Genomic DNA, 24,342 nt, shown 5'->3' on the forward strand with positions numbered 1-24,342 from the left:
ATCAGGGGTCGAGGCGGCGTTGCTGGTAGATCCAGTCGACGATATCCCCGTCAGGCGTATATCCGCTGACGGTTTCGCGCAGGAGCTGACGCACGCGAGCGTAGTCGTCCTGATCAACTGCCACCAATAACTCCGTTAAACGTCCCTTGAGGACGTCCCAGGGCAGATGGTCTTCATTGGCACTCATGATCATCGGGTGCTGGGTGGCCGCGACGTTGTCACCTATCAACAACTCCTCATAGAGTTTCTCGCCGGGACGCAGGCCGGTAAATTCGATAGAGATGTCGCCTTGTGGATTTTTTTCCGACCGAATGCTCAAACCCGACAGGTGAATCATTTTCTCTGCCAGTTCGACAATCTTCACCGGCTCGCCCATGTCCAGGACAAACACATCGCCACCCTGCCCCATCGAACCGGCCTGGATCACCAATTGGGCGGCTTCGGGAATGGTCATGAAATAACGAGTGATCTTCGGGTGGGTGACCGTCAACGGGCCACCGGTCTTGATCTGGCGGTGGAACAGCGGAATGACTGAACCCGACGAGCCCAGCACGTTGCCGAAACGAACCATGGTGAAACGGGTTTTGTTAACGCGTGACACATTAGCCTTGTCGCCGAACAGGACGGGGGCGATTTCGCGGCTCAGGGCTTGAAGGGTCAACTCGGCAAGACGCTTGGTACTGCCCATCACATTGGTAGGGCGAACAGCCTTGTCGGTGGAGATCAGCACGAAGTTGGAAACACCCGACTGCAATGCCGCCTGGGCTGTATTGAGTGTCCCGATCACATTGTTCAGCACGCCTTCGGCGATGTTGTGCTCCACCATCGGCACATGCTTGTAAGCGGCAGCGTGATAGACGGTGTCCACGTGCCAGGTCTTCATGACATCGAGAAGTTTGTGCTGATGACGGATGGAACCAAGAATCGGCAGCAACTTGATCGATACCGACTCACGAATGCCACGTTGTTCCAGTTCCGAGAGAATGCTGTAAAGGTTGAACTCGCTGTGTTCGAACAGTAGAAGCGTGGTCGGTCTTAACGAGAAGATCTGACGGCAAAGCTCTGAACCAATCGAACCGCCGGCCCCGGTGACCATGACCGTCTTGCCTTTGATGCAACGTACAAGCAGATCCGGTTGCGCCGGCACGGCATCGCGTCCCAGCAGGTCTGCGATGTCCACTTCCTGAATGTCCTCAACCTTCACCCGGCCGCTGGCCAGATCGGTGAAGTTAGGCACGCTGCGCACATGCAGCGGGTAACCTTCCAGAAAATTGAGAATTTCCCGGCGCCTGGCTCGCGTCGAAGATGGCAGCGCCAGCAGAATTTCCTGCGCACCAGTCACGTCGATCATCTGCTGGATATGCTTGGGTTTGTAAACCTGCAGCCCGGAAATAGAGCGGTCGGCAATGCTGGAATCGTCATCGATAAACGCGACCGGACGCATGACCCGGCCCATCCGCAGCGCAGCTACTAGCTGATTGCCTGCAACCCCTGCGCCGTAAATCGCCACTTTCGTCAAACCGTCATCACGGGTGGTGAACGGGACATGCTGGGCGGCGGAGAACCAGTCCCCCATGAAATACTGGCGCATGCAAAGGCGCAAGCCGCCAATAATAACCAGGCTCAGCCACCAATAATTGAAAATGATGGAGCGAGGTACAACCGCTTCGTGGTTGCTGTACCAATACACTACGAGTGCGAGAATCAGGGAAGAAAGGCTGACCGCCTTGATAATCGCAACGAGGGCGTCGTTTCCGAAATAGCGCATAACGGCCCGGTACATTCCGAACCTGATAAACAGAGGGATGGCGATGACGGGGGCGCTGGTAAAAAGCCAGAAATGTACCCTGAAAGGGTTATACATATCATCCACACCCAAGCGAACAATAAAAGCTAGCCACAACGCGGCCCAGACAAGCAGCACGTCCGTAAAGACCTGGATCAGTCGTTTTTGCCGCCGAGGCAGCCCCACCAAAAAAGCTCTCACTCTATCCATATGACTTTCAACCACCTCAGCTTGCTCCGTTCAACTGAAACAGAAAACGATATTCGGAGAGCCCAATCAGCGCAGATCATCACTCCAAACCTAAAGTGGACCAAACGGGCCGGGCTCCGCGAGCACCTTCAGTTGAAATCTGGGATTGTCGTCGGCTAGCGAAATCAAATTCTAAGCCAATCCCATAATACAAACGACAAAAATCGTCGCTACTGCTCTAGCACGAGACTATGCCGCCAGATTTGCGCATGACGCCTTCCTCGCCGTAAGGCCACGGTCGGTCCCAAAGACAGCGCTGTTAGGCGGCTGACTCCACAGAAAGATCGGTAGCACAGCATCCAGCATCGAATTGCATCCTTGTATGTGGAGTATTGGAACAACTACAAAAAGCCCATACGTGCATGTTGAGTTCATTAGTAAAAATATCCTTTAACTCAGCAATTGATAAACAAGAATCATGCGGGAAGTTCCCGCCACCAATCAGGAGCCTGCCCGAAAAACTTGAAGATAAATATCATTCGGCAGTGACTGCCTAATCAGTTCACCCTAAAATAAAAACACTAAGAAAAGGCAATGTATCAAATACCATAAACTGACAAACCAGAAAACGAAATATTTGAGCAGGCCTCAGGATTAGAAAGGTCAAATCTCAAACCTTTCAAAAAACTTTCCCCGTGATACTGCTTGAGTTGAGGAATGGCAATCAAGTTTAAACCTTTATGCAAACTCAACATAATGCTGTCTTCTTCGACCGGACCACTTTTTTGTCCGCCCCACCAAAAAATTTGCATACGTGGTTCTACCCCGGTGCCTTTACATTCAAAGTCAAAAGCAATGAGTGTACGGCCTTCCGTGCGAGTATCATTTGGCGAGATATTGTAAATAAATTTTGGATCAATACCTGTTACCGAGTAGCTATTCGACGATGTCTTGTCCAACTGATAACTGATACTTGGCTCCTTAAGCGAAACGGGCGCATCAGAAAGACTCCGTAAGACTAGAGCATCCGTATTCACAAAGAATATTTTATCGAAGTTCAAGATTAGCATCGTCCCTAAAACAGCAATGAACAAACCAGCCGCATGTATCCAAGGGCTCACTTTAACAACTCTGAGCCTACAGCTTAATAGCATAATAATGAAAGCAACAGTAGTGGCCAGCACACTCCAATAAACGTATCGAAAATCCGCCATTGCAGTTAGCGGCACATACCCGCATATATAAAATATGGCCGACGACAGCAGAGCTTGAGAAATAGCACGCGCCCTAGAGCGCCTCATGTATAAACTGGCTATTAATAGAATACTAGCAAACCACAACCACCAAAAAGGCTTGAACAAAAATGGAAAATAGTCTGCCGATGTCGATACGTAGCTATTAACAAAGGACGTTGCGTCGCTCGCTTCGCGAACAATCCCCATTGAATTTGAGTCCACACCGGGTTGCCATATAAAATAAGGCATCATTCCGGGAGACCTAATTAAATATGAGAAAGCCGCCAACCTAAATTGTAAGTAGTCGAGAGGATGGGCCGTTACCTGAGCAATCCATTCTTTTTTGACCTTCTCATTATAAATATTTGCACTTTTTGAATGCGTAGAACCGGGAAGACAAAAACTTCGGCCGACCAATTTACCCTGCCCAACAACCTGGGTTGCACAGCGCAGAATATCCCCAAATTCGGTATCAGGAATAAGACTGACACCCTGCTTAATCGACATAAAAGCAAGGTCATCTACCATCATATAACTTGACGGATTAGTCTTTTCGGCAGCCAAATAGTTATAATTAAACAAACCCCCAATAAAAACCACAAAAATCAAAGTACAAAAGGAAACACAAACATTCCGCCACCACGCTAAGTTTGGCCACCACCCATTCACTACCATCAGCATCAATGGGAACGCTGCGAAAATACCGTTATATCGAAGATTGATGGCATAAAACATTAACAACAAAAACAAAAACACATTAACCAGCGTTCTTTTCTGAATGCCAACGGCGACAGCCAACAACAACGAAAATGCCATACCGACATCTTTCCAAAGCACTCCGGAAAAATTGAGGACCCATGGCAAATAGAAAACTATCCAAATTGCCCACGCATATCTGTATCCCGAAAAAAAAAGATTAATCAGATACAACCCCGCGCATAATAAGGATAAATGTAAGAATAGAAGACCTTGAGGCCCGTTAAAAAAGAGGTTCAATCCTGACCAAACCCAAGACATAACCGGAGGATGCCAGTCACTATAATTATGGGTCCGCGCGATATCATACTGAGAGAAAGAATCGGCGGACATAAAACCCGGGGAATAAATCGCCCACCCGACAATCAGGCTGAACAAAAAAAGAAACCCACCTTTGATAACAAAGCCTCGATTCATTTTCTCAACCTTTGTTCATAGGTTTGCTTGGGTTATATCTACCCAGACAAGCATTTATCAAAACCTTCATCAGAGAGTAATTCCCTCGTATACTAGATATCTTAGTAGGAACCTCACCTTTGGGATATTTTCTAATCGTTGCTATTTCTAAACACTTATACCCAATCGATGGTGCCCGATAAGATAGATAAGCTAGCAATTCATAATCGAGAAACACGTCCCTGAACGGCGCGACTCTCTGATCCAGCAATAAAGACTTGCTATAACCTCGAAAACCCTGGGTAGTATCAGTCCATTTGAAACCCGATGCTAAGCTTAACAAAGGCGCATGAATAAGGCGTATTGCAAGATCTCTAATTTTTGGAGTGTTTTCTGCAATTCCTCCGGATACAAATCGAGAAGCCTGAACAAAATCAACCCCACGCTCGATTTCTTGTATAAAGCGGGGAATCGCTTCTGGGTCATCTTTGTCATTCCCGTCGATACTGACAATCCCTTTGTAGCCTTGATCGAGCGCGAAGGAGTAAGCACAGCGCAATTGAGAACTAAGTTTCCCAGGACCTGTTTTACGTAGCAGACCTTGAACACCTTTCGCTTTCAATATTTCATGCTTTAAAGAACCATCTGTACTTCCGCCATCTACAATAATAATGTCTGCCTGCTCATGAATACGCAGAGCGAACATTTTATCCAACAAGCTCCTGATACGATCACCTTCATTTATAACCGGAATCACAACGCAATAAGAATGCAATTTCCCGAGAAAAAACTCTGACACAAATTCAGGAACCTGCCACTGATCCCTTGGCACTTCATCTATCTTTAAACCCATATCACTCACCTAAATTTTTTAGACAACACGAACCGTAATTAGTCCAACTCCGACAACAACCATCACAATTCCCAATATTGTTGTCCAATGAAAAGTCTCGTGAAAAAGAAATGCGGAAAAAACTGCAACCGTCGCAATAGCGCCAGCCGTCAAAACAGGATGAGCAACATTCAATGGTAGTCGTGACAATGATGCCGCATATAATAAAAAGGCAGCACCATAAAGAAACAATCCTATCCAAAATGGTATGTTACTAAGCGCCCCAATTGGATCACTAAGGGAAGGAAATTTCCTTGGCGGCATCATGGCCATCTTAACAAGTACACTAGCCGAAGCATTTGCCAAAATTCCAAGTAGGAGAATTGCCCATTTCATCTTTTGGGTACCTTTTTAGGAGCCCGATAGTAGCTAGAAGCCACCTTAATTGCTCTTTCCACAGATTGAATATGGGACTCCTGCGTAGTAGCAAGCATCTCAATAGTCAATGTATGATCAGGAAGGTGCTTCAGAACAGCGCCTGCAATGTCTCCATGCTTGGTGTCTAGATCACCGATGGGAACCAAATTCGGCTCACTAATATGCACGTGGCCAATGAGCTCTGCACAATGTTCGAGAATATCCGCAGCCGACTCTTGATTTATAGTCAAAGCCCCAATATCCAATTGCATTTTTATGTTCTTATGAGCAACAGCCCTAACCACGTCCGCGGTATCAAGGCTTGTGGTCATAAAGTTCGCGCCGTAACAAGGGGGATTAGGCTCTAGGCATACCGTAACCCCATGAGACGCGGCAACATCACCCATGGCCTTAAAAACATCAACAGCGATTCGCCTAGCCGCATCATCTTTTATGCCAGATCGATCACGATTTTTTGGAGACCCGAAAACCAAGTGTTTCGCTCCGATACCTGCACCAATTCTACAAACAGAAGCGATATGCTTTATCAGGCAATCTCGACTATGTGAGGATCCAAAGACATTCAATCCTGTTGTACCAAACAACAAAGCCTGCATCCCTGATATTTTAATATTACGCTGGCACCACCAATCCTTGACGAAAAGTATCTCTGTATCCGATGCCTGCTCCGGATATTGAAAATACTTTCCTGGCGCAATATCAATAGCGTCAATCTCATGACGCACTAACAACTCGGCGATTGAATTATCTTCTGAGACATCCCAAGCTATATTTGAAATAGCTAGACGCATCAAACTACTCCCTTGCTAACCAACACCGGTAGCTCCGACTGTGCATAAGCACGAATTGCCTGCACCGTCTCGCGTTGGCTGTACTGGTATCTGCCATTTCCACCAAATAACCCAGCGTGTTTTGATTGTACATCATAGATAGCAGTTAAATCAGCAATCCGATTCACAAAGCTTTTTCCAAAACCAAGCTCTGATACTTCCTGAACACTAATAGGGCTGGCAGAAAGATGAATCAATTTCAGATTGTAGCCCATCGCTATTTCGATATCGGGCCAGAGATTTACCATTGGATAAAACTGAAATATGCCCCGACTATCAACAGAATGGACATTGTTATCATGAAGAAAATCAAAAATCACATTCTTTTTCAATCCGGGGCCTACCAAACCTGGTAACCGAACGATTAGGCTATTAGAAAAATTGTTCTCAACAAACTCTTCCAATAATCGACGATTATTTCCGTACGCGTGAAGCCCGTCAACATCAACAATAGTATCTTCATCGACCCCTACAGGATTTTTGAACACATCGACGGTACTAATAAGAATAAAATGCTTACACGTTATAGATTTCAAATGAGATATTAATTCAGCTATTTTTTGATGGTCTGCTTCAGGGTCACGATTAGCAACCCATTTTTGCGCAGGAGCACCAGCACAAACCACCGTATCAAACGACTTGTTACGGATTTCACCGATATTTGTAGATCTGTAAAGGTGAGTGAACGACGTTTGCTTTAGCAGAGTTCCCCCTACAAAGCCGGAAAAGCCAATAAGTGCTTTATTCATATTTTAACACCTCGAAGACTACAGGCATCGCTTACATCAAACTGTTCGGAATCCAGCTTCTCGAGCACGTCATAGATATTGTCTATTTTCCCGCCAAGAATTGAGAAGCAGCCTGGCATATCAGCATGTTTTTCAAATAATATCGGACGCCCATCATCCACTTCACTTTTCATCAATACCGTCTTAACTTCGAAAAGCGAGTCAACAAAAGTCGCAGATTTAAAACTAGGAATATATCGGGTTACATCACGTACCATACGATCTACTCTTGTCGCCTTTTCATACTCATGTAATCGCAGATATGGATCCGAACCCACTTTATCTTCCCAGTTAAAATGCGGGGTATAACGAACATGAGATAACGTATGCAACGATCGAGAAGGAAATGGCATAACCGAAAAAAAAGGACCATCCATGACGGTAATACCCACTTCACTCAATACACCGGACAACTTAACTAAAGCCATCTCAGTAACCTCGTGCTTCAACCCGCATCTGATTCCTGGAAAATCACCCTTAATCTGATTCAAACCACTGTATGTACAATTGAATATATATTTCGCGGAAACTTCTGCCTGAATACCTTCACCATCCAGAGTACGAACACACAGCACCCCGTCGGTTTTTTTACCGATTGAAGTTACTCTGGTACTTAGTTTAACATTAACCGAATACTTAGCGAGCTGTGACTTTGCCCAAGACGCAAGTTTAGTAGAGTCAAATGCATACTCTTCAACCTCAAATATATCTTCTACTAATCGCGGTTCAAAGAGGCTGCGAAACTGAGCTTTCGCCGGTCGAAAATCGGCACCTATGTCCCGACAGAATCTTTCAAACTGTTTTGCGGTAACCTTCGAATTTTTCCGAGCAATTGCATAGAGTTTGGTAAAGTCACCGTTAATAATGCTTGGCCAATCCGCCAAAAATTTTGGCAAATTTATGCGACTACGATAAGCGGTCGTAAAGCTTCTTGGATAGTGGTAACCATTATGGACTCTTGCTTGATTGTTGTATGACGCCCGCGCTAACAGTTTGCCCTCACGCTCAACCAACAAGACATTTTTCACCCCTCTTTGCTTTGCAAGGTAGACAGCAATGGCGGTTCCATAAAACCCCCCACCGATCACTACTGCGTCCACATCAGGCGTCAATTCCAGCATCAAAAATTCCCCGACACATCGGGGGTAAGACGAGCGTTCAATGGCTTGTCTTCTTCGATGTTTAGCTTTTCCCTACGGGTCATGCAAGCGCTCGTAAACTCTTGGGCTACATGATAAGGAGGTCCCTCGTTTGATAAGCTGACCATATTTAATATGTACTCACCTAACACAAGTAGCACCAACGAAATCAAGAAAAACATTCCTGATTGTTGTAGTGAGAAACTAATCCACCCTGGGGCAACGTTGGATTTGAACAGTGCGATCGCAACTACATACACCGAGTAAAAAAGGTTCGCGACAGCACCAAACATCGATAATGTTGTGACTAGTCGCATTGGAGCTCTTGTTGTAGAGACCAATAACCGCATTCCCCTATCGACACTTTCAGCTAGCCTCTTAACCGTTTTTGACTTAGGTACAGAGTGATAGCTGAGATTCACACGAACAAAACCACCTGTCGCGGGCAAGTGCCTATAAGAAATAGCCGGTTGAGGGTGCTGCAATATAAAATTTATGACTCGCTTACTGAGTAAGCGATACTGTGGAGCTTCATTTTCCAAATGAACGCCGTTGAAACGGCTATACATCTTATTAAAAATAGAATATGCAAACCTGTAAGCTAATGTTTGAGTAGTCTTTTGTTCATTTTTTGCGAAAACTACATCAGCACCACTGACGGCATGATCGAGCATTTTTTCGACATAGCGTATATCGTCAGTTAACGGGTCGATTACAGCAACGAAGTCACCAAGAGCATTTTCGAGTCCAACCCAGGAAGCTGTATCCCAATCCACTTCCTTGGTCAGCGCATAAATCTGTAAATTTGGAAGTCCTGACTCCCCTGTCAGCCCTTTTAACCTAAGGACGCTATCGTCGTCAGAAGCGTTATCAATAACAATCAATTCATAGTCACTGGTAAGAGGTCGTATGGCAGCAGTAGCTTCTTCAAGAAGACTTTGAAGATTTTCGCCCTGGTTGCGTAAAACACATACAACGGATAGAAACACGGGGAAACTACTCATATAAATCTCCTGACTACAAGATGCCTGGCGGTAGAGTTTTCAGCGTCCTTCTACAGACAGGTAACAAAATACAAAAACCAATTTAACTCTAAACGATTAGCTAGTTTAACGTACGCTGCGCCTTAGCGTAGCACTTCAAAAGTTGCAAAGAAAAGTCGAGAACCGTATGAAAGCTTCAGGCTATAAGTTGAGTTTCGTCACTCGCACTCTCTTGATTCTCTACTAAACCCAGCTGACTGCATGATCTGCGCCCTTTTCTCCCTGCAAGGAAAATACTCGTTATTTTGCCACAATGTGACCTAGACAAAAAGCTTCAGGTCAGAGGCTAGGCCACGAACGAGCGAACCAGCCGCGGGGGACCGATAATGAGAGGTCGATTCCATTGATTTAACCAAGCCAAAACTCCGTTTGGCTCCATCACTTGGTGAATCATTCGAATGAAAAATCATCAAGCGTCACCCTTCAGCTCTGTCCCACCGGCGTTGAGCCTCCATGCAAGCACACTTAATGGCGCATAGGCGATGAGCAATCCAACAGAACCATCGAGCCCATAACACGTAACAAAAAGTGCTAAGGGTAATAACCAAAAAATGTTGATAAGCCCTACGCCGATAGTTACGGGCATATGGCCACCTGATTTACGTGACGCAAATTGGTAAGCATGGCTCCTGTGGGCTTCGTAAACTTTTTCTCCACGGATCAAGCGACGTAGCAAAGTGACCGTCGCATCGACAATGAATACCCCCAACAGGATAAGCCATGCCCAAAAAAAATCAGGCGCAACTCGAGCGGCTTGAAGAGAAAGCAAACCAAGCATAAGCCCAAGAAATCCACTTCCGGCATCTCCCATAAAAATACGAGCCGGAGGGAAATTCCAGAACAGAAATCCAGCCACACCAGCGGAAAGGAGGAGCGGTCCCCAAATCAGATTTTCAGCTCCGGCGATCCAATACAGTGCACATGTGCTCAAACATACGCTAACGGCCTCAACACCTGCAATTCCATCAATGCCATCCATAAAATTATATAGATTCAACATCCATATTAAATAAAGAACGCCTAGAATCTGTCCCAACCAACTAAAATCAAATAATACTCCACCTAGTGTTATTGATGGAAAACCGCCCACCCAAAACAATATCCAGATAGAGGCAATGGCATGGGCCAATAGACGCCAACGAGCAGCAATGTGACCATGATCATCCATGAAGCCGATTACCGAAACAATTGACCCACCTATGACTCCGGCCAACATCGTTTCATATGATATAAATTGGCACCACTGCATAAAAAACAAAGACAATATAAACGCTATAACTATAGACAGACCTCCCCCGCGCGGCGTTGGAATCGCATGTGAACTACGCTCGTTAGGTATATCCATAAGACTTTTTGAAAGCGCATATTTCCGTAATAGCATAGTCAGAAAAAAAGATATCAAAAAAACAAATAGTACTGACCATCCAACATTCATAATTTATGCCCCTTAAGAAAATGCTCAGTTGTCAAATCCAAAGCCTTATCCACATCAACGGGCGGAGCCCAACAGAGTAATTTTTTTGTTTTACTAATATCGACCTGTAACGAATCAAACAACCGAACAGAAAGAGAGCGCTTTCTCAATAAAACTAAAACTGCTTTCATCAACCAAACAGGAACAGGGACAAGTCTCGCTGGCTTTCCCAAGGAGCGTCCTAAATGACGGAGTAATTCGGTAGTAGACAAATCATTTCCGTCACTAACCAAAAAAATCTCGTTCGCAGCGTTTGAATGTTCAAGACAAACCCGAATCAAATCAACAAGATTATCTATTGCAACAAAACTACGCTGATTGAATATCGCTCCGAAAGGTAGAGGATAACCTCGGCTTAACCAGTTCATCATCGAGAGAAAGTTTGCCTTTACTCCAGGACCATATACCAATGGAGGTCTAATAATTACTACTTCCATCCCGGTCTCTTCAGAAATTTTTAGCAATGCAGACTCGGCTTCAAACTTGGAAATACCGTAAGGATCAGAAGGTGCAGGAGGATCTTCCGGCGTAAAGGGAGTACTTCCCCCACTCTCACCGTTAACCTTTATAGAACTTATAAAAATAAACCGTTTAACGCCACACTCTGCAGCTTGAAGAGCTAAGTTAACTGTACCCCCAACATTTACTAACCTAAACATTTCGAGAGGATCGGATTCCTGATCATTCATTACATGCACGCGAGCGGCAGCGTGCACTATCACATCGACACCAGCCAAAGCCCCACGATATGAAGTATCAGAACGCAAACCTCCGACTGTACGCATTGTAATATTAGGCGGAAACGTTACACCATTAGATCTAACAGCCGCGACCACATCATATCGAGAAAACTTTGCCAAGCTCGTAACGAGTGCTGAACCAACAAGTCCCGACGCGCCGGTCACTAGAATTTTGGTTCGTTTCATCGTACTTTAGATCCAAGTTAGAATGCTTAAATATGTTCGCCTTGGGTAGCCCCCATAAATCTATAGAACGCCGTAATAGCATGATTCAATCATGATCTATTACAGCGCCCCAATAAAGCATAAAACTATCGAGCGATTATTTTCTTTATCAAACCAAGTACACCATCTCGCTTGAGTACCCGAATCACCGCCTTGACGTTTTGGGCCGCAACTTCCCGCGACATCAAACTTTGCTTAACCAAGCTGCCGACACTTGGAGAACCTACACCACTATCCACAGGTTGATTCATACCACTTTTCGTTTCGGCCTTCCACCAACTAAAATAGCTAGGCTCTTCTGAACGATAAGGAAAAGGAAAGACTTTTTGCACATCAACTCTTTGCTGATAAAGGCGACGAGCTTTCGCTGGGATAGATTCGCCATTATCAAACTGGCCAAAATACCAACCTTTGAGGGCTACATCCCCTTGACCTTCTGCTTTTATATCCTTCGCATATATATCCCACAACTCTTGAGCCACAGCCTGGCTTGATGCATAACGCGCTAGCATGCCAAATCCCGCACCGCTGTCATAACCAGTGAAGTGGTAGAAGCGAAGTGGGACACCGGCAACCAGAAAGGTACCATTATCATCTTTGCTCAAAGGACGATGCGCAATGTTCCAAGTTGCCACGTTGCAGCCACGATCTCTTACTATATGTAAACCGCTGAAAAATGCCGGGGCCAAGTCACACCAGCGTTGATCTGTAAAGATCCCTGCTGGAATATCATCACGGCAGAACAGGCGAAGTCGATTAGCCCACCATTGAATAAAACCTAAACCCTGACCATTTGTGCGCGCGGCAAAGAAACCCAGGTTATAAACACCGTGTTTCAACGCAGACAGCTCATTATCACAAATCGAAGCTACGTCAGACTCCATATCCAACAAATGAGGTGTGAGTAAAATTTCATGCTTATCTAAAAGATCGTCAAGTACAGTTAGTGAGTTGAATACTTTGATATCAGGATCAAGGTACATAATCTTATCTACGCCGGGACGCTGCGCCATAACTTCTGCCGCAGTGCCTTTGACTGCCGTACATAGCTCAACAACCGTATGGCCGAATGCCCAACGCTTCCAATCGGGAATCCCAAGATTTTCTATAGTCAACACTTCATCGAATGGCTCTGCAGCCAAGTCAAATCCTACTGGAAGATCATCGGAGTAAAGCAAAACAAACGTCCAGTCAGGATGGAACTTCTTGACCGACTTTGCGAGTACTCGAGCTTTTGGCAAATAACTTTTAGTAATGGAAGTATAGACAAGCATGATTTACTCCTTCGCAGCTTGATGAATAGAGTTAACGGCGGCCAGTATCTCTGCGGGCGACGCACCGACGGGCACTACCTTGCCCAGGCGATATTCTCGAACCCGCCTTCCTTGAGCGCCTATATCAAACGCTACAATCGGCATTCCCATCTCTATTGCTTCTGAAATCGTATAGCTGAATGTTTCAGGAACTATAGACGCCATAAATACAACGCTCACACCCAGAGAATTTATGAGCGATGGCAACTCACTGGGAGAATAGCGCCCATGAATTATCGCGCTAGGGGGTAACTGAGTATAGCTTTCACCAATGATATTTACAGGGACTTGCAGTTTTTGTTGATCAATGTAGGAACACAATTCACTTATAACATTCCCACCCTTGATATGAGAAAGAGTGCCGATGACACCGATACTCACAGCGTTCGCAATATCAGTCTTCTCTGCACAGCGAAAGTGCTGCGATGCATGAGGCACCACCTTAAATTTTTCTTGATCAATAGAAAAATCGATTCGCAAAATATCGATGGAAGAGCTATCAAAGCAGGTAACCACACTACATGCATCAAATAGGCGCTGAAAGGGCCTGCGCCACACATCAATATCAACAGCCATATCGCTCTTATCAAACCAAGTATGGTACCAGCTCAAATTTCTAGGCAGGCATTGCTTACAAACATTATGATCCACGGGAACGGCGCAGTATTTCTGCTCGTAGTTAGACAAGTGCGGAGACGGGCAAAGAGAATGAAAATCATGAACTTTGAAATCCAAAGAACTTCCAAACTCACCTTGAAGCGCTATAACCAGATCAATCACTTCCTCAATACGCTTATAGCCGTATAGAGAATTGATAATTATATTTTTGGCACCAGAATGGCGGAGACAGCCGAACAGTTCATCAAGGCCGGGCGATATATAGATGCTGTTATCAGACGACAGACTATTCCGAAGCTGAACGTACCAGTCTCCATCCCAGCAATAAACCCTTAAAACAGACATATCCGCAACTATAGTAGCGGAGATCAATTCGGCAGTGTATGTATTAGACCCACCGCCTCCATTATGGTCAAAAATGATTGTATCAATACAAAGTTCCGAATGCTCCAGCATGCTGTTAAGCTGCTCCAGCTCGCTTGCTTGCTGTTTAGCTACCACGTTAGCACTTTTAACTGGCGAGCTTTCTGCTTGGCGAAACATCTGAAATTTATTCTTCAACGACGGCAAACCACCATTACGAAGCTCGTTCCAGATGGTTTTAAAAAGTTTAATCTGGCCACTCAGACCTGGGTTTTTTTCGCCATAACTCAATAATGTACTGAAAAGTGTTTTAACTTTAAAAAGAGCTCGACCGATACGTCGCAAAGGTCTCATCATGCGCCAAGACGTCGATGCAAGAAGTCGTTGTATATCTGAATGAAGTGAATAGATCTCTTGCTTTCGCGATTCAACATCGACAGACAGAAAATCGATCCTTTTACTTAGTTCACATATCTGGGATTCTAAAGTTTTTAACTCATTCTCCTTTTCAACTATCTCAGCATCACGTTGCCACAAAACTTTGACTAACGCGGCATCACTCTTCTCTGCTTCATCTAGAGCTTCTTCATTATCCGAAATTTGTTGAGCAGACAAAGGGGAAGGGTAATGTATACCAAGTTTTGCCGCGGGATGCGTATGAGCCAGCACCTCATGAGCATACTGTGGTTTATGCAGCAGAGGTAAAACGAAGTCCTCTAGACTCCTCAGTTCAATAAGGCCTTCGAAACCTTCCAACTCGAGAGTTTGAACGCTTGAGGTGGAGGCCAGCAGCAGCGAAACCTCTTTGCCACTACCAAATATATTATTAGATACGCTATTGAAATTATTTGGATTATAGGCTGCCGACAACATACTGAACACATGATAATTTAGCGGCTGACAGAATTCAAAAATTTCATAACCAGAGGATAACGAATTACATTCACAAAAGATCAAGGGTTGATCTTTTTCAATCACTTTAATCGCGCCCTCCAGGACACGCCGCTCCATTCCCTCGACGTCTAACTTTATAAAGTCAACGGTAGACACGTCCAATGAATCAACTGTGGAAATTTCGACCTGATAGACGTTGTTAATTTCTTCAGGTATAAGATTGTCTATCGACAGACCGCCAAAATTTACTGACTCGGTAATATCAATTGCTTCAAGGGCAATGTAGCCCGCAGCTTCCGCGAGCCCCTTATTGAATGCTGTAACATGCGTTAAGTGATTGGCAACTATATTAGAGCAAAGTACCTGATAGATTTCCCTGCGCGGTTCAAATGAGTAAACGCGCCCGCTTTCGCCTACAAACTGAGCAAACGCCAGCGTGTGGGTACCGATAAATGCACCTACATCAAGCACATTCATTCCGGGCTTGATAAGTTTACTCAAAAAATCAAGTTCGTCGCCCGCCCACTCCCCATAAAGAGATAACGAGTGAGAAACAATTTGGTCTGCGGCTATCACGTTCATTTTGCCGTATTTAGTGGAAATCACTTCAATTCACTCCGAGCCGGCGACAGAACTTATAACTATATTCATATTAAGATCCTGAAAACCACATATTCCATGAACCAATCGACTGTTCAAACTATGCAGGGCCATAGCGTCATTCAACCAGTGATGCTGTATATGCTCATCACCTACTCCGTCGGCAACTGCAATATTGAAAGAGTAATCACCCTGGATCAGAATCGGCATTCTGAAGGAGAAGCTCACTCTTACCTCTTCTGCTGGACGGACACTCAATCCCGAGTTACGGAAAGCGAGGTCGGTCCCCTCTGCAAATACATACTGACCCAATCGATCTTTTAACATGATGCCAAAGGCAGGATTCTTAATATGTTTGGCGGCCTTCGCAAGTATATTGAATCTGACGGACTCCCCCCCTGCCAAGGTACTAACTCGGCCCCCCATTTCATTTTCAAACCAAGCGTTAACAATTGTTATTCCTTCGTTTCCAAAAGACTCAGCCTGATCTCTGAAAGGAGAAACTTTGATTACGTTTTCCGGCAACTCACTTGCATTATAATGCTCGGCGCTGCCGTCAGAGGAATGTAAGATCAGATGATCGGTATCTTCTTCACCTACAATATTCTGTATGTCTTTTTCAGCATAAAGATCTTTTACATATGTTCGACATATAACATCTGTTGTATCCACGATCGGCGGGCCATTTTTTGTTAGAAGCACTCCTCGCTCACACAAATTTACAACGGCGCTGGTGTCATGGCTTACAAATACAACGGTGCCACCTTTTTCCTGGTGAGCTCGTAAGAAACGCATGCACTTCTGCTGAAAGAAAACATCACCAACCGCCAACGCTTCGTCAACAATCAAGATATCAGCATCTACATGAGCAATCACCGAAAAAGCGAGACGAACATACATTCCACTGGAATATGTTTTTACGGGTTGATCTATAAAATCGGCGATCTCGGAGAACGCTACTATGTCGTCGAATCGGGACTCGGCTTCCTTACGACTCAGCCCCAAAACGGCAGCATTTAGAAAAACGTTTTCTCTTCCCGAAAATTCGGGATTGAACCCCGACCCCAACTCAAGCAAGGCTGCAATCCGGCCGTTGGTTTCTATACTTCCTTGTGAAGGATGAAGCGTGCCGCAAATAATCTGAAGCAGTGTAGATTTCCCGGCTCCATTTCGACCGATAATTCCTACCGTTTCGCCTTTTTTTATTTCAAAAGATACGTCTTTAAGAGCCCAAAATTCTTTGTAGTATTGCTTACCAGATTGACGGAAAATTTTCCGCAAAATAGGCAGAAAGAACTGTTTCAACCGATCCCGTGGACTGGCGTAAACTTCATAGAATTTACTGATATCAGTTACGCGTATGGCATAGTCATTAGAGGACATCTGCAAACCCCTTTCTAGTCTTTTGGAACCAGACGTACCCAATGTACGCGACCGCCGTCGACGCCACAAAGTACAACAACAGACCTTTCCAATCGGGTAACTCCCCCCATATAAGCACCGCTCGGCACTGCTCGATAATAAACGTTAGCGGATTTAATAGAATAAAATGACGGAAGCGTTCTGGAACAGCATCCAGGGGATAGAAAACCGGGGACAAAAACATCAATACCGTTGTAACAATCGTTACAGTCTGCCCAACATCTCGGATGAAGACACCAAGAGATGCAAGAAACCATGACAATCCCAAAATCAAGATCACCAAAGGAAGCATAACCAAAGGAACGAACGCAGCAGTCCATGGGACATACCCATTGAACGCAAGAAGCGCCACGAGAAGGACGCCTACATTTATCAAACTGTTAAACAACGCTGCAAACACTGTTACTATAGAAAGTATTTCTACAGGAAAAATAACTTTTTTTACAAAGTTGGCATTGGCGACTATTAAAGAGGGCGCCCTATTGATTACATCGCAAAACAAATTCAGCACTATAATACCGACGAACAGTACTACCGCAAACTGAGTCTTACTATCGTCTCCACCCGCCCCACCCCACCGAGCTTTGAATATTTCAGAAAAAACAAATGTGTAGACAACAAGCATCAGAATCGGATTAAAAAGTGACCACAGCAAGCCGAAGGCGGAGCCTTTATACCGACCAGAGACTTCACGCCTTGTCATCTGAGAAATAATTTGCTTATTTCGCCACATATTTTTAATAAGTACTGCAGGCGAAATCGAATGAGCCGAATGAGGGTTCGTGCTTATGTGTACTTGAGTCATTACCGACCCTTCCTATCTGGATATTTTAAGCATGAGTTAACGTCGCACATAACCGCAAGTACCACCTGATCAGATTGCATTGCATAATACCGCTAGCATTAGCGCGCAGCCTCCTAACTTTGTTTGCCGATACACACCAGATCGCTTCAAATACAAAAACCGCTTAACGACACTACCATTTCGAGCGCGCTTAAAGTCCTCAAGTATCGACCTATTACTGGTAGTTAATAATGACTCCATCGATTCCAAAGCAGCAATATTATTTTTATTCCATTCCTGGAAACGGCCGCTAAACATCATACCTAGACGCTTCAGACGGGAATATAAATCAGAATTGGATCCGACAAGATTAGTGCCATGCTGCCGGTAGCACACAAACGGCCGCTCATCATAATGAACGATGCCCCCAACACCACAAATCACTAAATATGCCCACCAATCGTGGGAGACTATTGAAAAACTCCTGCCAATGTTTTTTAGTATCTGCTGAGCTGCACGGTTGAATACCATCGTATTCCCCCCCGCTAAGCTTTGAACCAAAGAATTATTAAATGATGGCGGGCGTTTGAATAACGGCGATTCGCCAATCGACTCGCCGCTTGCTGTAATAGTTTTGGTGCGCCCGCAATAAAGTGCAGGTACGTTATCAGGTACAGTTTTGATCCATTCCAAGGCTTTTGCTATTTTTTCTTCATGCCAGATATCATCTTGGTCCGCCCAGGAGTAATAATCTGATGCGTCCGCAAGATCACACACAAGAGACATGAAATTTTGTGCGAAACCATTACGAGGCCCACCAAGAATTTTGAGCTTTTCGAGGCCCCAGCGGGTTTGGTAACTTCGTAAAATATCGAGTGTTGCATCCGAGGAACCATCATCGGATACCACGACCGTCCATCTCGAATGTGTTTGATTTGCGATTGAATCCAGTTGTTTCGCCAAAAAACGCTCACCATTGAAGGTACAGAGCATAATCGTAACGTGATCTAATCGAGCGGACGACGGGTTACCTTTCCCTTCCTGGGGCATAACCGAACTCTTTTGAGAGCCAGACGTAAAACGGCTTGTCACTCGACACAGCTCCCTACAATTCTCTTGCTCATCGAGCTAGAGTTTGATTCTGAAATTTCTCCCGCTCGGAAGCACGGAGAGATACACATAAATACGCAATTATAGCCACTCCCCCCCTTGATTAATAGCCACTTGCCATCAATCAAAGCCCGCTGTCGCGTAGGACGGACCTGAAAAGTGGATGCGCAAATCAAAAATTTAGCAGCAGCCCAGCGGCTCGCTAAGGATACCAAGTTGTTGGTAGAAGAACAAAAGGGTGGCACTCTGCCCACCGTCCCGGCAAAAAAACGGAGGGCAGGCTGGGGGGCTATTTCACTGGATTATCTGATGTTCCAAATCGAGCGGAAATACTCACAAAACAAATGAGAATAAATAGCACTCTATCTCGATAACGACGTCGGCACTTGTGAGCCTGAGCTGCCAAGTAGAGTAGTTGGGGCGCGCCTAGCGTTATCCAGCGTTTTACAAAAGCATTATTCGTTTTATTGAAAACTTGCACCATCAATAATACTTGAGAGAACCACCAACCACTTCTGATTGACTTATAACGAGAGGCAAGGGATTTCAACCCGACGTTGGCACCAACCTGATTATTCGAATGCTGACGATAAAGCACACCCGACTGAGAATCGATAAACCATTTGTAATTATTAGCGCGCGCGTAACCATAACAAAACCAATCATGTAGCGTTATTGACTGGATGATTTCCCAGCTATCGCACAACGTACTTTTTATACCCGCTGCCAGGCGCTTATTGAAAACATACGTACACCCAGGTCCTGCAGCTTCGAAAAGATAGTCCCACGCAACCTGCGGCTGGGCTTTATTCAGCAAGCAACTTCGCCCATCTGGCCAGAAAGCGGTAACACTACTTGAGTAAGCATCACACACCCCGCTTTGCAGAAAGTGAGTAGCCCGCTTAAGTTTGTCAGATAACCAAATATCATCTTGATCAGAGAATGCTACAAAATCGTAATCGCTAAACTCCACATCTCTAATCAGGCGGTAAAAATTCTTTCCCGCGCCACCATAGCTTCCGGCGAAAGGCAACAAGACGATATTCGTGTTTCTTTTACAGAGGGAAGCACACCATTTTTCTGTACCGTCCGTAGAAGGATCCACACTTATAAAAATGGTTACGTCTACGCCGACCTGATCTTGAATTGAATCGATCTGGGCCTCAATCCATAACATCCCGTTATAGGCAGCCAGTAGCACCGCAATTTTTGGCTTTACCACTGACTGCTTCTCACGTAAGAACGAAAAAAGGTGCTCAATACACGCTGGAAATCAAAAGCTTCGCCAAATATTGACCGTAGCCAGTCTTTTTCAAAGCTTCCGCTTGAGCGCCTAACTGCTCGGCTGTAATCCAGCCATTGTGATAGGCAATTTCTTCCAGGCAAGCAACTTTCAGACCTTGGCGCTGCTCGATGGTATGAACAAAGTGACTCGCCTCCAGAAGCGAATCGTGGGTCCCAGTGTCCAGCCAAGCGAAACCGCGGCCGAGCATTTCAACATTAAGAGTTTTCTGCTCAAGATAGGCGCGGTTCACATCGGTAATTTCCAACTCACCTCGCTCGGAAGGCTTGATGTTCTTGGCGATCTCGACAACCTTATTGTCGTAGAAGTACAGCCCCGTCACAGCGTAACTGGACTTTGGCTTGAGCGGTTTCTCTTCAATACTTAGCGCCCGGCCGTTCACATCAAACTCGACAACACCAAAGCGCTCCGGGTCCGAGACGTGATAACCAAATACGGTCGCACCGTGCTGTTGAGAACTGGCGGAGCGCAAGTTATCCGAGAAGTGCTGACCGTAAAAGATATTGTCGCCCAGGATCAGGCAGCACGGGTCTTTGCCTATGAACTCTTCGCCGATGATAAACGCTTGTGCCAAACCGTCCGGGCTAGGCTGTTCGGCGTAAGTCAGCTTGATGCCATACAGGCTACCGTCACCAAGTAACTTGCGGAAGCATGGCAAATCTTCCGGAGTGGAGATGATCAATATTTCGCGCATACCTGCCAGCATCAGCACCGACAGCGGATAGAAGATCATCGGTTTGTCGTAGATAGGCAACATCTGCTTGGACACACCGAGTGTCAACGGGTGCAAACGTGTACCCGAGCCGCCGGCGAGGATGATGCCTTTACGATTTGTCGTGGTCATTTGTTCAGAACTTCCCTAAGCATTCGGGTTACACCACTTTGCCAATCCGGCAAGTGTAGAGAGAAATTGTCACGCAGTTTCTGAGTATTCAAACGCGAATTCAAAGGACGACGAGCCGGTGTCGGATAAGCGGTCGTTTCGATCGGATGGATCGATGTTACGGCGAGTTGCTCACCATTGGCCTGAGCAAAGCTGATCACATGACTGGCATAACCGTGCCACGAAACTTCACCACTGGCCGCCAGATGATACAGCCCTGCTAGCTCTTGGCGCAGTTGTACCTGCTGAACGGCTAGAGCCGTGATGTCGGCAATCAGATCAGCACCCGTCGGAGCTCCGATCTGATCAGCGATGACACTCAAGGTTTCTCGATCCTTGGCCAGACGCAACATAGTCTTCGCAAAATTGTTGCCACGAGCACCGTAAACCCAACTGGTACGAAAAATTAGGTATTTGCAGCCAGATTCAATAATTGCCTGTTCACCGGCCAGTTTACTGGCCCCATAGCGGTTCACCGGCGCGACAGCGTCAGTCTCTTGCCATGGCGCCGACCCCTTCCCGCTGAAGACGTAGTCAGTCGAGTAGTGAATCAGCCAAGCCCCCAGGGACAAGGCCTCTTCAGCCATGACCTGACTCGCCTGGCCGTTCACACGATCGGCTAGCTCAGTATCTGACTCGGCCTTATCGACGGCAGTATAGGCCGCGGCGTTGACAATGAAGTCAGGTTTAACCTGACGAATCGTCGCACGCAGAGCGTCGAGATTAGACAGATCGCCGCTCAAGCCATCGACCGTTTGACGATCGAGAGCGATCAAATCGCCTAACGGCGCCAGAGAGCGTTGCAGCTCCCAGCCCACTTGGCCGTTTTTTCCCAGCAACAGAATTTTCATGCCTTGCTCGAGCGATCCGCGTAATTCTCGTCGATCCACTGCTGATAGCTGCCGCTTTTCACATGCGCTACCCACTCGGTGTTGCTGAGGTACCACTCGACAGTTTTGCGAATACCGGTTTCGAACGTTTCTTCCGGCGTCCATCCCAGCTCACGCTGGATTTTGCTGGCATCGATCGCGTAACGCTGATCATGGCCGGGGCGATCCTGAACATAGGTGATCAGGCTGGCGTGGGGACGATGGGCGGAGTCAGGACGCAACTCATCGAGCAGTGCGCAAAGGGTATGCACGACTTCGATGTTTTGCTTCTCGTTATGGCCGCCAATGTTGTAAGTCTCGCCGATGACACCTTCAGTCACGACTTTGTACAACGCGCGGGCGTGGTCTTCGACGTAGAGCCAATCACGAACCTGGTTACCTTTGCCATAGACCGGCAACGGCTTGCCTTCCAATGCATTCAAGATGATCAGCGGGATCAATTTTTCAGGGAAATGGCATGGTCCGTAGTTGTTGGAGCAGTTGGTAACCAGGGTCGGCAAGCCGTAAGTACGACTCCACGCGCGCACCAGATGATCGGAACTCGCCTTGCTTGCCGAATAGGGCGAGCTCGGCTGATACGGCGTAGTTTCGGTGAAGAGGTCTTCTGGACCTTCCAGGTCTCCATAGACTTCGTCAGTCGAAATATGGTGAAAGCGGAATTTGCCCTTGCGCTCATCATCCATAGCAGCCCAGTACTGGCGTGCAGCTTCCAGTAGCGTGTAAGTGCCAATGATGTTGGTCTGGATAAATTCAGATGGACCAGAGATCGAACGATCAACGTGAGACTCTGCGGCCAGATGCATAATCGCATCGGGTTGGTGCTCACGCAGGACGCGATCCATCTGGTCACGATCGCAAATGTCGACCCGCTCAAACACATAGCGCGAGTTCTGGCTAACTTCTGCCAAGGACTCGAGATTGCCGGCATAAGTCAGCTTATCGACGTTAACGACAGAATCGGTGGTGTTGGAAATGATATGACGGATGACTGCTGAGCCAATGAACCCGGCGCCACCGGTAACTAGAATTTTCACGCGAAACCATACCCTTGAGTTGCTGACAGGGCCGCCAACCGAGCACTGTCTAATCCATAAATGCAAAAGCCATTACGTTCGCCGAGGCTTCTGACAGAGCCAGCCTGAACCGATATGGGAATAGGCCACTATCCGATAAGGGCAGCATTTTACAGCTTAATGAAGGTTTTACTAATGGATATAGACAAGCTGCGGGACAAAATCGACGTGCGTGATGCGATTACCGGGATCAAACCAGGCGCTTGCGTGTGGCCCGGGCAACACGCCCCAGAAACCAGCCAAGCATCGGACCGATGACCATGCCGACCAGCAATGCAAGAACCACCACCAGCGACACTGGCAGCTGTGGCCCCGCCCAACCAAGAAACAGCAAGGAAACCGACTGCTGATTCTCTAGAACAAATGCCAGAATTGCCAATACAAGCAACAACACAAACAAGGCGAGCAGTACGCGCTTAACATTACGCATGAGCAACTCCTTGAATTATGGCGACCGTCAAAGCCCCTCCTCCTCATCCTCGTTCACACGATCACGCAGTTCTTTTCCCGGCTTGAAATGCGGAACGAACTTACCGTCGAGACTGACGGACTGACCGGTTTTTGGATTGCGACCTACGCGCGGCGCGCGGTAGTGCAAGGAGAAGCTGCCAAACCCACGGATCTCGATACGATCCCCAGTGGCCAGACATTGGGACATTTGCTCAAGCATGGTCTTGATGGCCAGCTCCACATCCTTGGATGAGAGCAGCCCTTGATGGGTGACAATTCGTTCGATCAACTCCGACTTCGTCATATTTTTCCCTTCTTTTTCAAGCAGCTAGGAAAAGCGCTTCAAAGGTTTTAGCATGCTCGAAAGAATTTGAACAGCCCGAGTTTTCACATATATTTTCAAGCCTCGGGGATGCCATACAAAACCCCGACTCCCGACACCTCCCCATTTACCGACAGATAACCAACATGGTCCGCGTCAGGTATCCCGCCGGATTAAAGCCAAAAGGGAATTCATCCTCATCCTTCGCGTCATCAGACCTTGCGACGACCTTATACCCTGCCGCCTTACACTCCTTATCCGCGCGCTTGCGGCACTTTTCCCACCCGGACCCCAGCCCGGAACAGTCGATCTCTATACCACTGACCCCGCGCACGACGTGAGTCTTGGCATTAGTGGTGCAACCCGCCAATGTCAGTACTGCTATTACGACAATGAGCTTGTTCATTCACTTCCTTAGGCCGGGCGGCTTGCCCGACTGTCGTTCA

Annotated in this window: 22 protein-coding genes; all 22 read right to left on the minus strand. The window is 46.4% G+C overall.

Annotated features, from left to right (window positions below):
- Position 1: 1 nt before the first annotated feature.
- Positions 2–1,996, minus strand: coding sequence for a polysaccharide biosynthesis protein (locus ACWKV5_RS11025; RefSeq protein ID WP_483841456.1), 1,995 nt, complete (start codon positions 1,994–1,996; stop codon positions 2–4).
- Positions 1,997–2,574: 578 nt separating this feature from the next.
- Positions 2,575–4,383, minus strand: coding sequence for a hypothetical protein (locus tag ACWKV5_RS11030; RefSeq protein ID WP_483841286.1), 1,809 nt, complete (start codon positions 4,381–4,383; stop codon positions 2,575–2,577).
- A gap of 4 nt (positions 4,384–4,387) precedes the next feature.
- Positions 4,388–5,215: a glycosyltransferase family 2 protein gene (locus ACWKV5_RS11035; protein ID WP_258666718.1), complete on the minus strand. Its 828-nt coding sequence runs from the start codon at positions 5,213–5,215 to the stop codon at positions 4,388–4,390.
- Between the two features lie 18 nt (positions 5,216–5,233).
- Complete coding sequence (locus tag ACWKV5_RS11040; protein ID WP_258666722.1) at positions 5,234–5,590, minus strand: EamA family transporter; 357 nt, start codon at positions 5,588–5,590, stop codon at positions 5,234–5,236.
- Positions 5,587–6,423: a sugar phosphate isomerase/epimerase family protein gene (locus ACWKV5_RS11045; RefSeq protein ID WP_483841287.1), complete on the minus strand. Its 837-nt coding sequence runs from the start codon at positions 6,421–6,423 to the stop codon at positions 5,587–5,589. The genes ACWKV5_RS11040 and ACWKV5_RS11045 overlap by 4 nt, the downstream gene beginning before the upstream one ends.
- Positions 6,423–7,211: an NAD-dependent epimerase/dehydratase family protein gene (locus ACWKV5_RS11050; protein WP_483841288.1), complete on the minus strand. Its 789-nt coding sequence runs from the start codon at positions 7,209–7,211 to the stop codon at positions 6,423–6,425. Before ACWKV5_RS11050 ends, ACWKV5_RS11045 begins: the two co-directional genes overlap by 1 nt.
- Entirely contained in the window at positions 7,208–8,371 is a 1,164-nt protein-coding gene (locus ACWKV5_RS11055; RefSeq protein ID WP_483841289.1) for an NAD(P)/FAD-dependent oxidoreductase, read from the minus strand. The genes ACWKV5_RS11050 and ACWKV5_RS11055 overlap by 4 nt, the downstream gene beginning before the upstream one ends.
- Positions 8,371–9,393, minus strand: coding sequence for a glycosyltransferase (locus ACWKV5_RS11060; RefSeq protein ID WP_258666731.1), 1,023 nt, complete (start codon positions 9,391–9,393; stop codon positions 8,371–8,373). Before ACWKV5_RS11060 ends, ACWKV5_RS11055 begins: the two co-directional genes overlap by 1 nt.
- 448 nt (positions 9,394–9,841) lie before the next feature.
- Positions 9,842–10,867 (minus strand): MraY family glycosyltransferase, encoded by a 1,026-nt coding sequence (locus ACWKV5_RS11065; protein WP_483841290.1) that lies wholly within the window; start codon positions 10,865–10,867, stop codon positions 9,842–9,844.
- Positions 10,864–11,832 (minus strand): UDP-glucose 4-epimerase family protein, encoded by a 969-nt coding sequence (locus tag ACWKV5_RS11070; RefSeq protein WP_483841291.1) that lies wholly within the window; start codon positions 11,830–11,832, stop codon positions 10,864–10,866. Before ACWKV5_RS11070 ends, ACWKV5_RS11065 begins: the two co-directional genes overlap by 4 nt.
- Before the next feature lie 125 nt (positions 11,833–11,957).
- Positions 11,958–13,145, minus strand: a complete 1,188-nt coding sequence (locus tag ACWKV5_RS11075; RefSeq protein ID WP_483841292.1) for a glycosyl transferase — start codon at positions 13,143–13,145, stop codon at positions 11,958–11,960.
- Between the two features lie 3 nt (positions 13,146–13,148).
- The gene (locus tag ACWKV5_RS11080; protein ID WP_483841293.1) at positions 13,149–15,665 is read right to left on the minus strand and encodes an FkbM family methyltransferase; all 2,517 of its coding nucleotides are present in this window, start codon (positions 15,663–15,665) and stop codon (positions 13,149–13,151) included.
- A 6-nt stretch (positions 15,666–15,671) separates the two neighbouring features.
- On the minus strand, positions 15,672–17,042 hold the full coding sequence (locus ACWKV5_RS11085; RefSeq protein ID WP_483841294.1) for an ABC transporter ATP-binding protein: 1,371 nt from the start codon (positions 17,040–17,042) through the stop codon (positions 15,672–15,674).
- Entirely contained in the window at positions 17,032–17,886 is an 855-nt protein-coding gene (locus ACWKV5_RS11090; protein WP_483841295.1) for an ABC transporter permease, read from the minus strand. The genes ACWKV5_RS11085 and ACWKV5_RS11090 overlap by 11 nt, the downstream gene beginning before the upstream one ends.
- 69 nt (positions 17,887–17,955) lie before the next feature.
- The gene (locus tag ACWKV5_RS11095; protein ID WP_483841296.1) at positions 17,956–18,915 is read right to left on the minus strand and encodes a glycosyltransferase family 2 protein; all 960 of its coding nucleotides are present in this window, start codon (positions 18,913–18,915) and stop codon (positions 17,956–17,958) included.
- A gap of 349 nt (positions 18,916–19,264) precedes the next feature.
- Positions 19,265–20,197 carry a glycosyltransferase gene (locus tag ACWKV5_RS11100; protein ID WP_483841297.1) on the minus strand — a complete coding sequence of 311 codons (933 nt, stop codon included), beginning with the start codon at positions 20,195–20,197 and terminating at the stop codon, positions 19,265–19,267.
- Between the two features lie 34 nt (positions 20,198–20,231).
- Positions 20,232–21,122 (minus strand): glucose-1-phosphate thymidylyltransferase RfbA, encoded by an 891-nt coding sequence (gene rfbA, locus ACWKV5_RS11105; protein ID WP_483841298.1) that lies wholly within the window; start codon positions 21,120–21,122, stop codon positions 20,232–20,234.
- Complete coding sequence (rfbD, locus tag ACWKV5_RS11110; RefSeq protein ID WP_483841299.1) at positions 21,119–22,012, minus strand: dTDP-4-dehydrorhamnose reductase; 894 nt, start codon at positions 22,010–22,012, stop codon at positions 21,119–21,121. The genes rfbA and rfbD overlap by 4 nt, the downstream gene beginning before the upstream one ends.
- Positions 22,009–23,085, minus strand: a complete 1,077-nt coding sequence (gene rfbB / locus ACWKV5_RS11115; protein WP_483841300.1) for a dTDP-glucose 4,6-dehydratase — start codon at positions 23,083–23,085, stop codon at positions 22,009–22,011. The genes rfbD and rfbB overlap by 4 nt, the downstream gene beginning before the upstream one ends.
- A gap of 229 nt (positions 23,086–23,314) precedes the next feature.
- Positions 23,315–23,554, minus strand: a complete 240-nt coding sequence (locus ACWKV5_RS11120) for a lipopolysaccharide assembly protein LapA domain-containing protein (protein ID WP_483841301.1) — start codon at positions 23,552–23,554, stop codon at positions 23,315–23,317.
- Positions 23,555–23,581: 27 nt separating this feature from the next.
- The gene (ihfB, locus tag ACWKV5_RS11125) at positions 23,582–23,878 is read right to left on the minus strand and encodes an integration host factor subunit beta (protein WP_003369729.1); all 297 of its coding nucleotides are present in this window, start codon (positions 23,876–23,878) and stop codon (positions 23,582–23,584) included.
- Between the two features lie 145 nt (positions 23,879–24,023).
- Complete coding sequence (locus tag ACWKV5_RS11130; protein WP_483841302.1) at positions 24,024–24,302, minus strand: hypothetical protein; 279 nt, start codon at positions 24,300–24,302, stop codon at positions 24,024–24,026.
- Positions 24,303–24,342: the final 40 nt, after the last annotated feature.

This window comes from Pseudomonas oplopanacis (genome assembly GCF_057128725.1).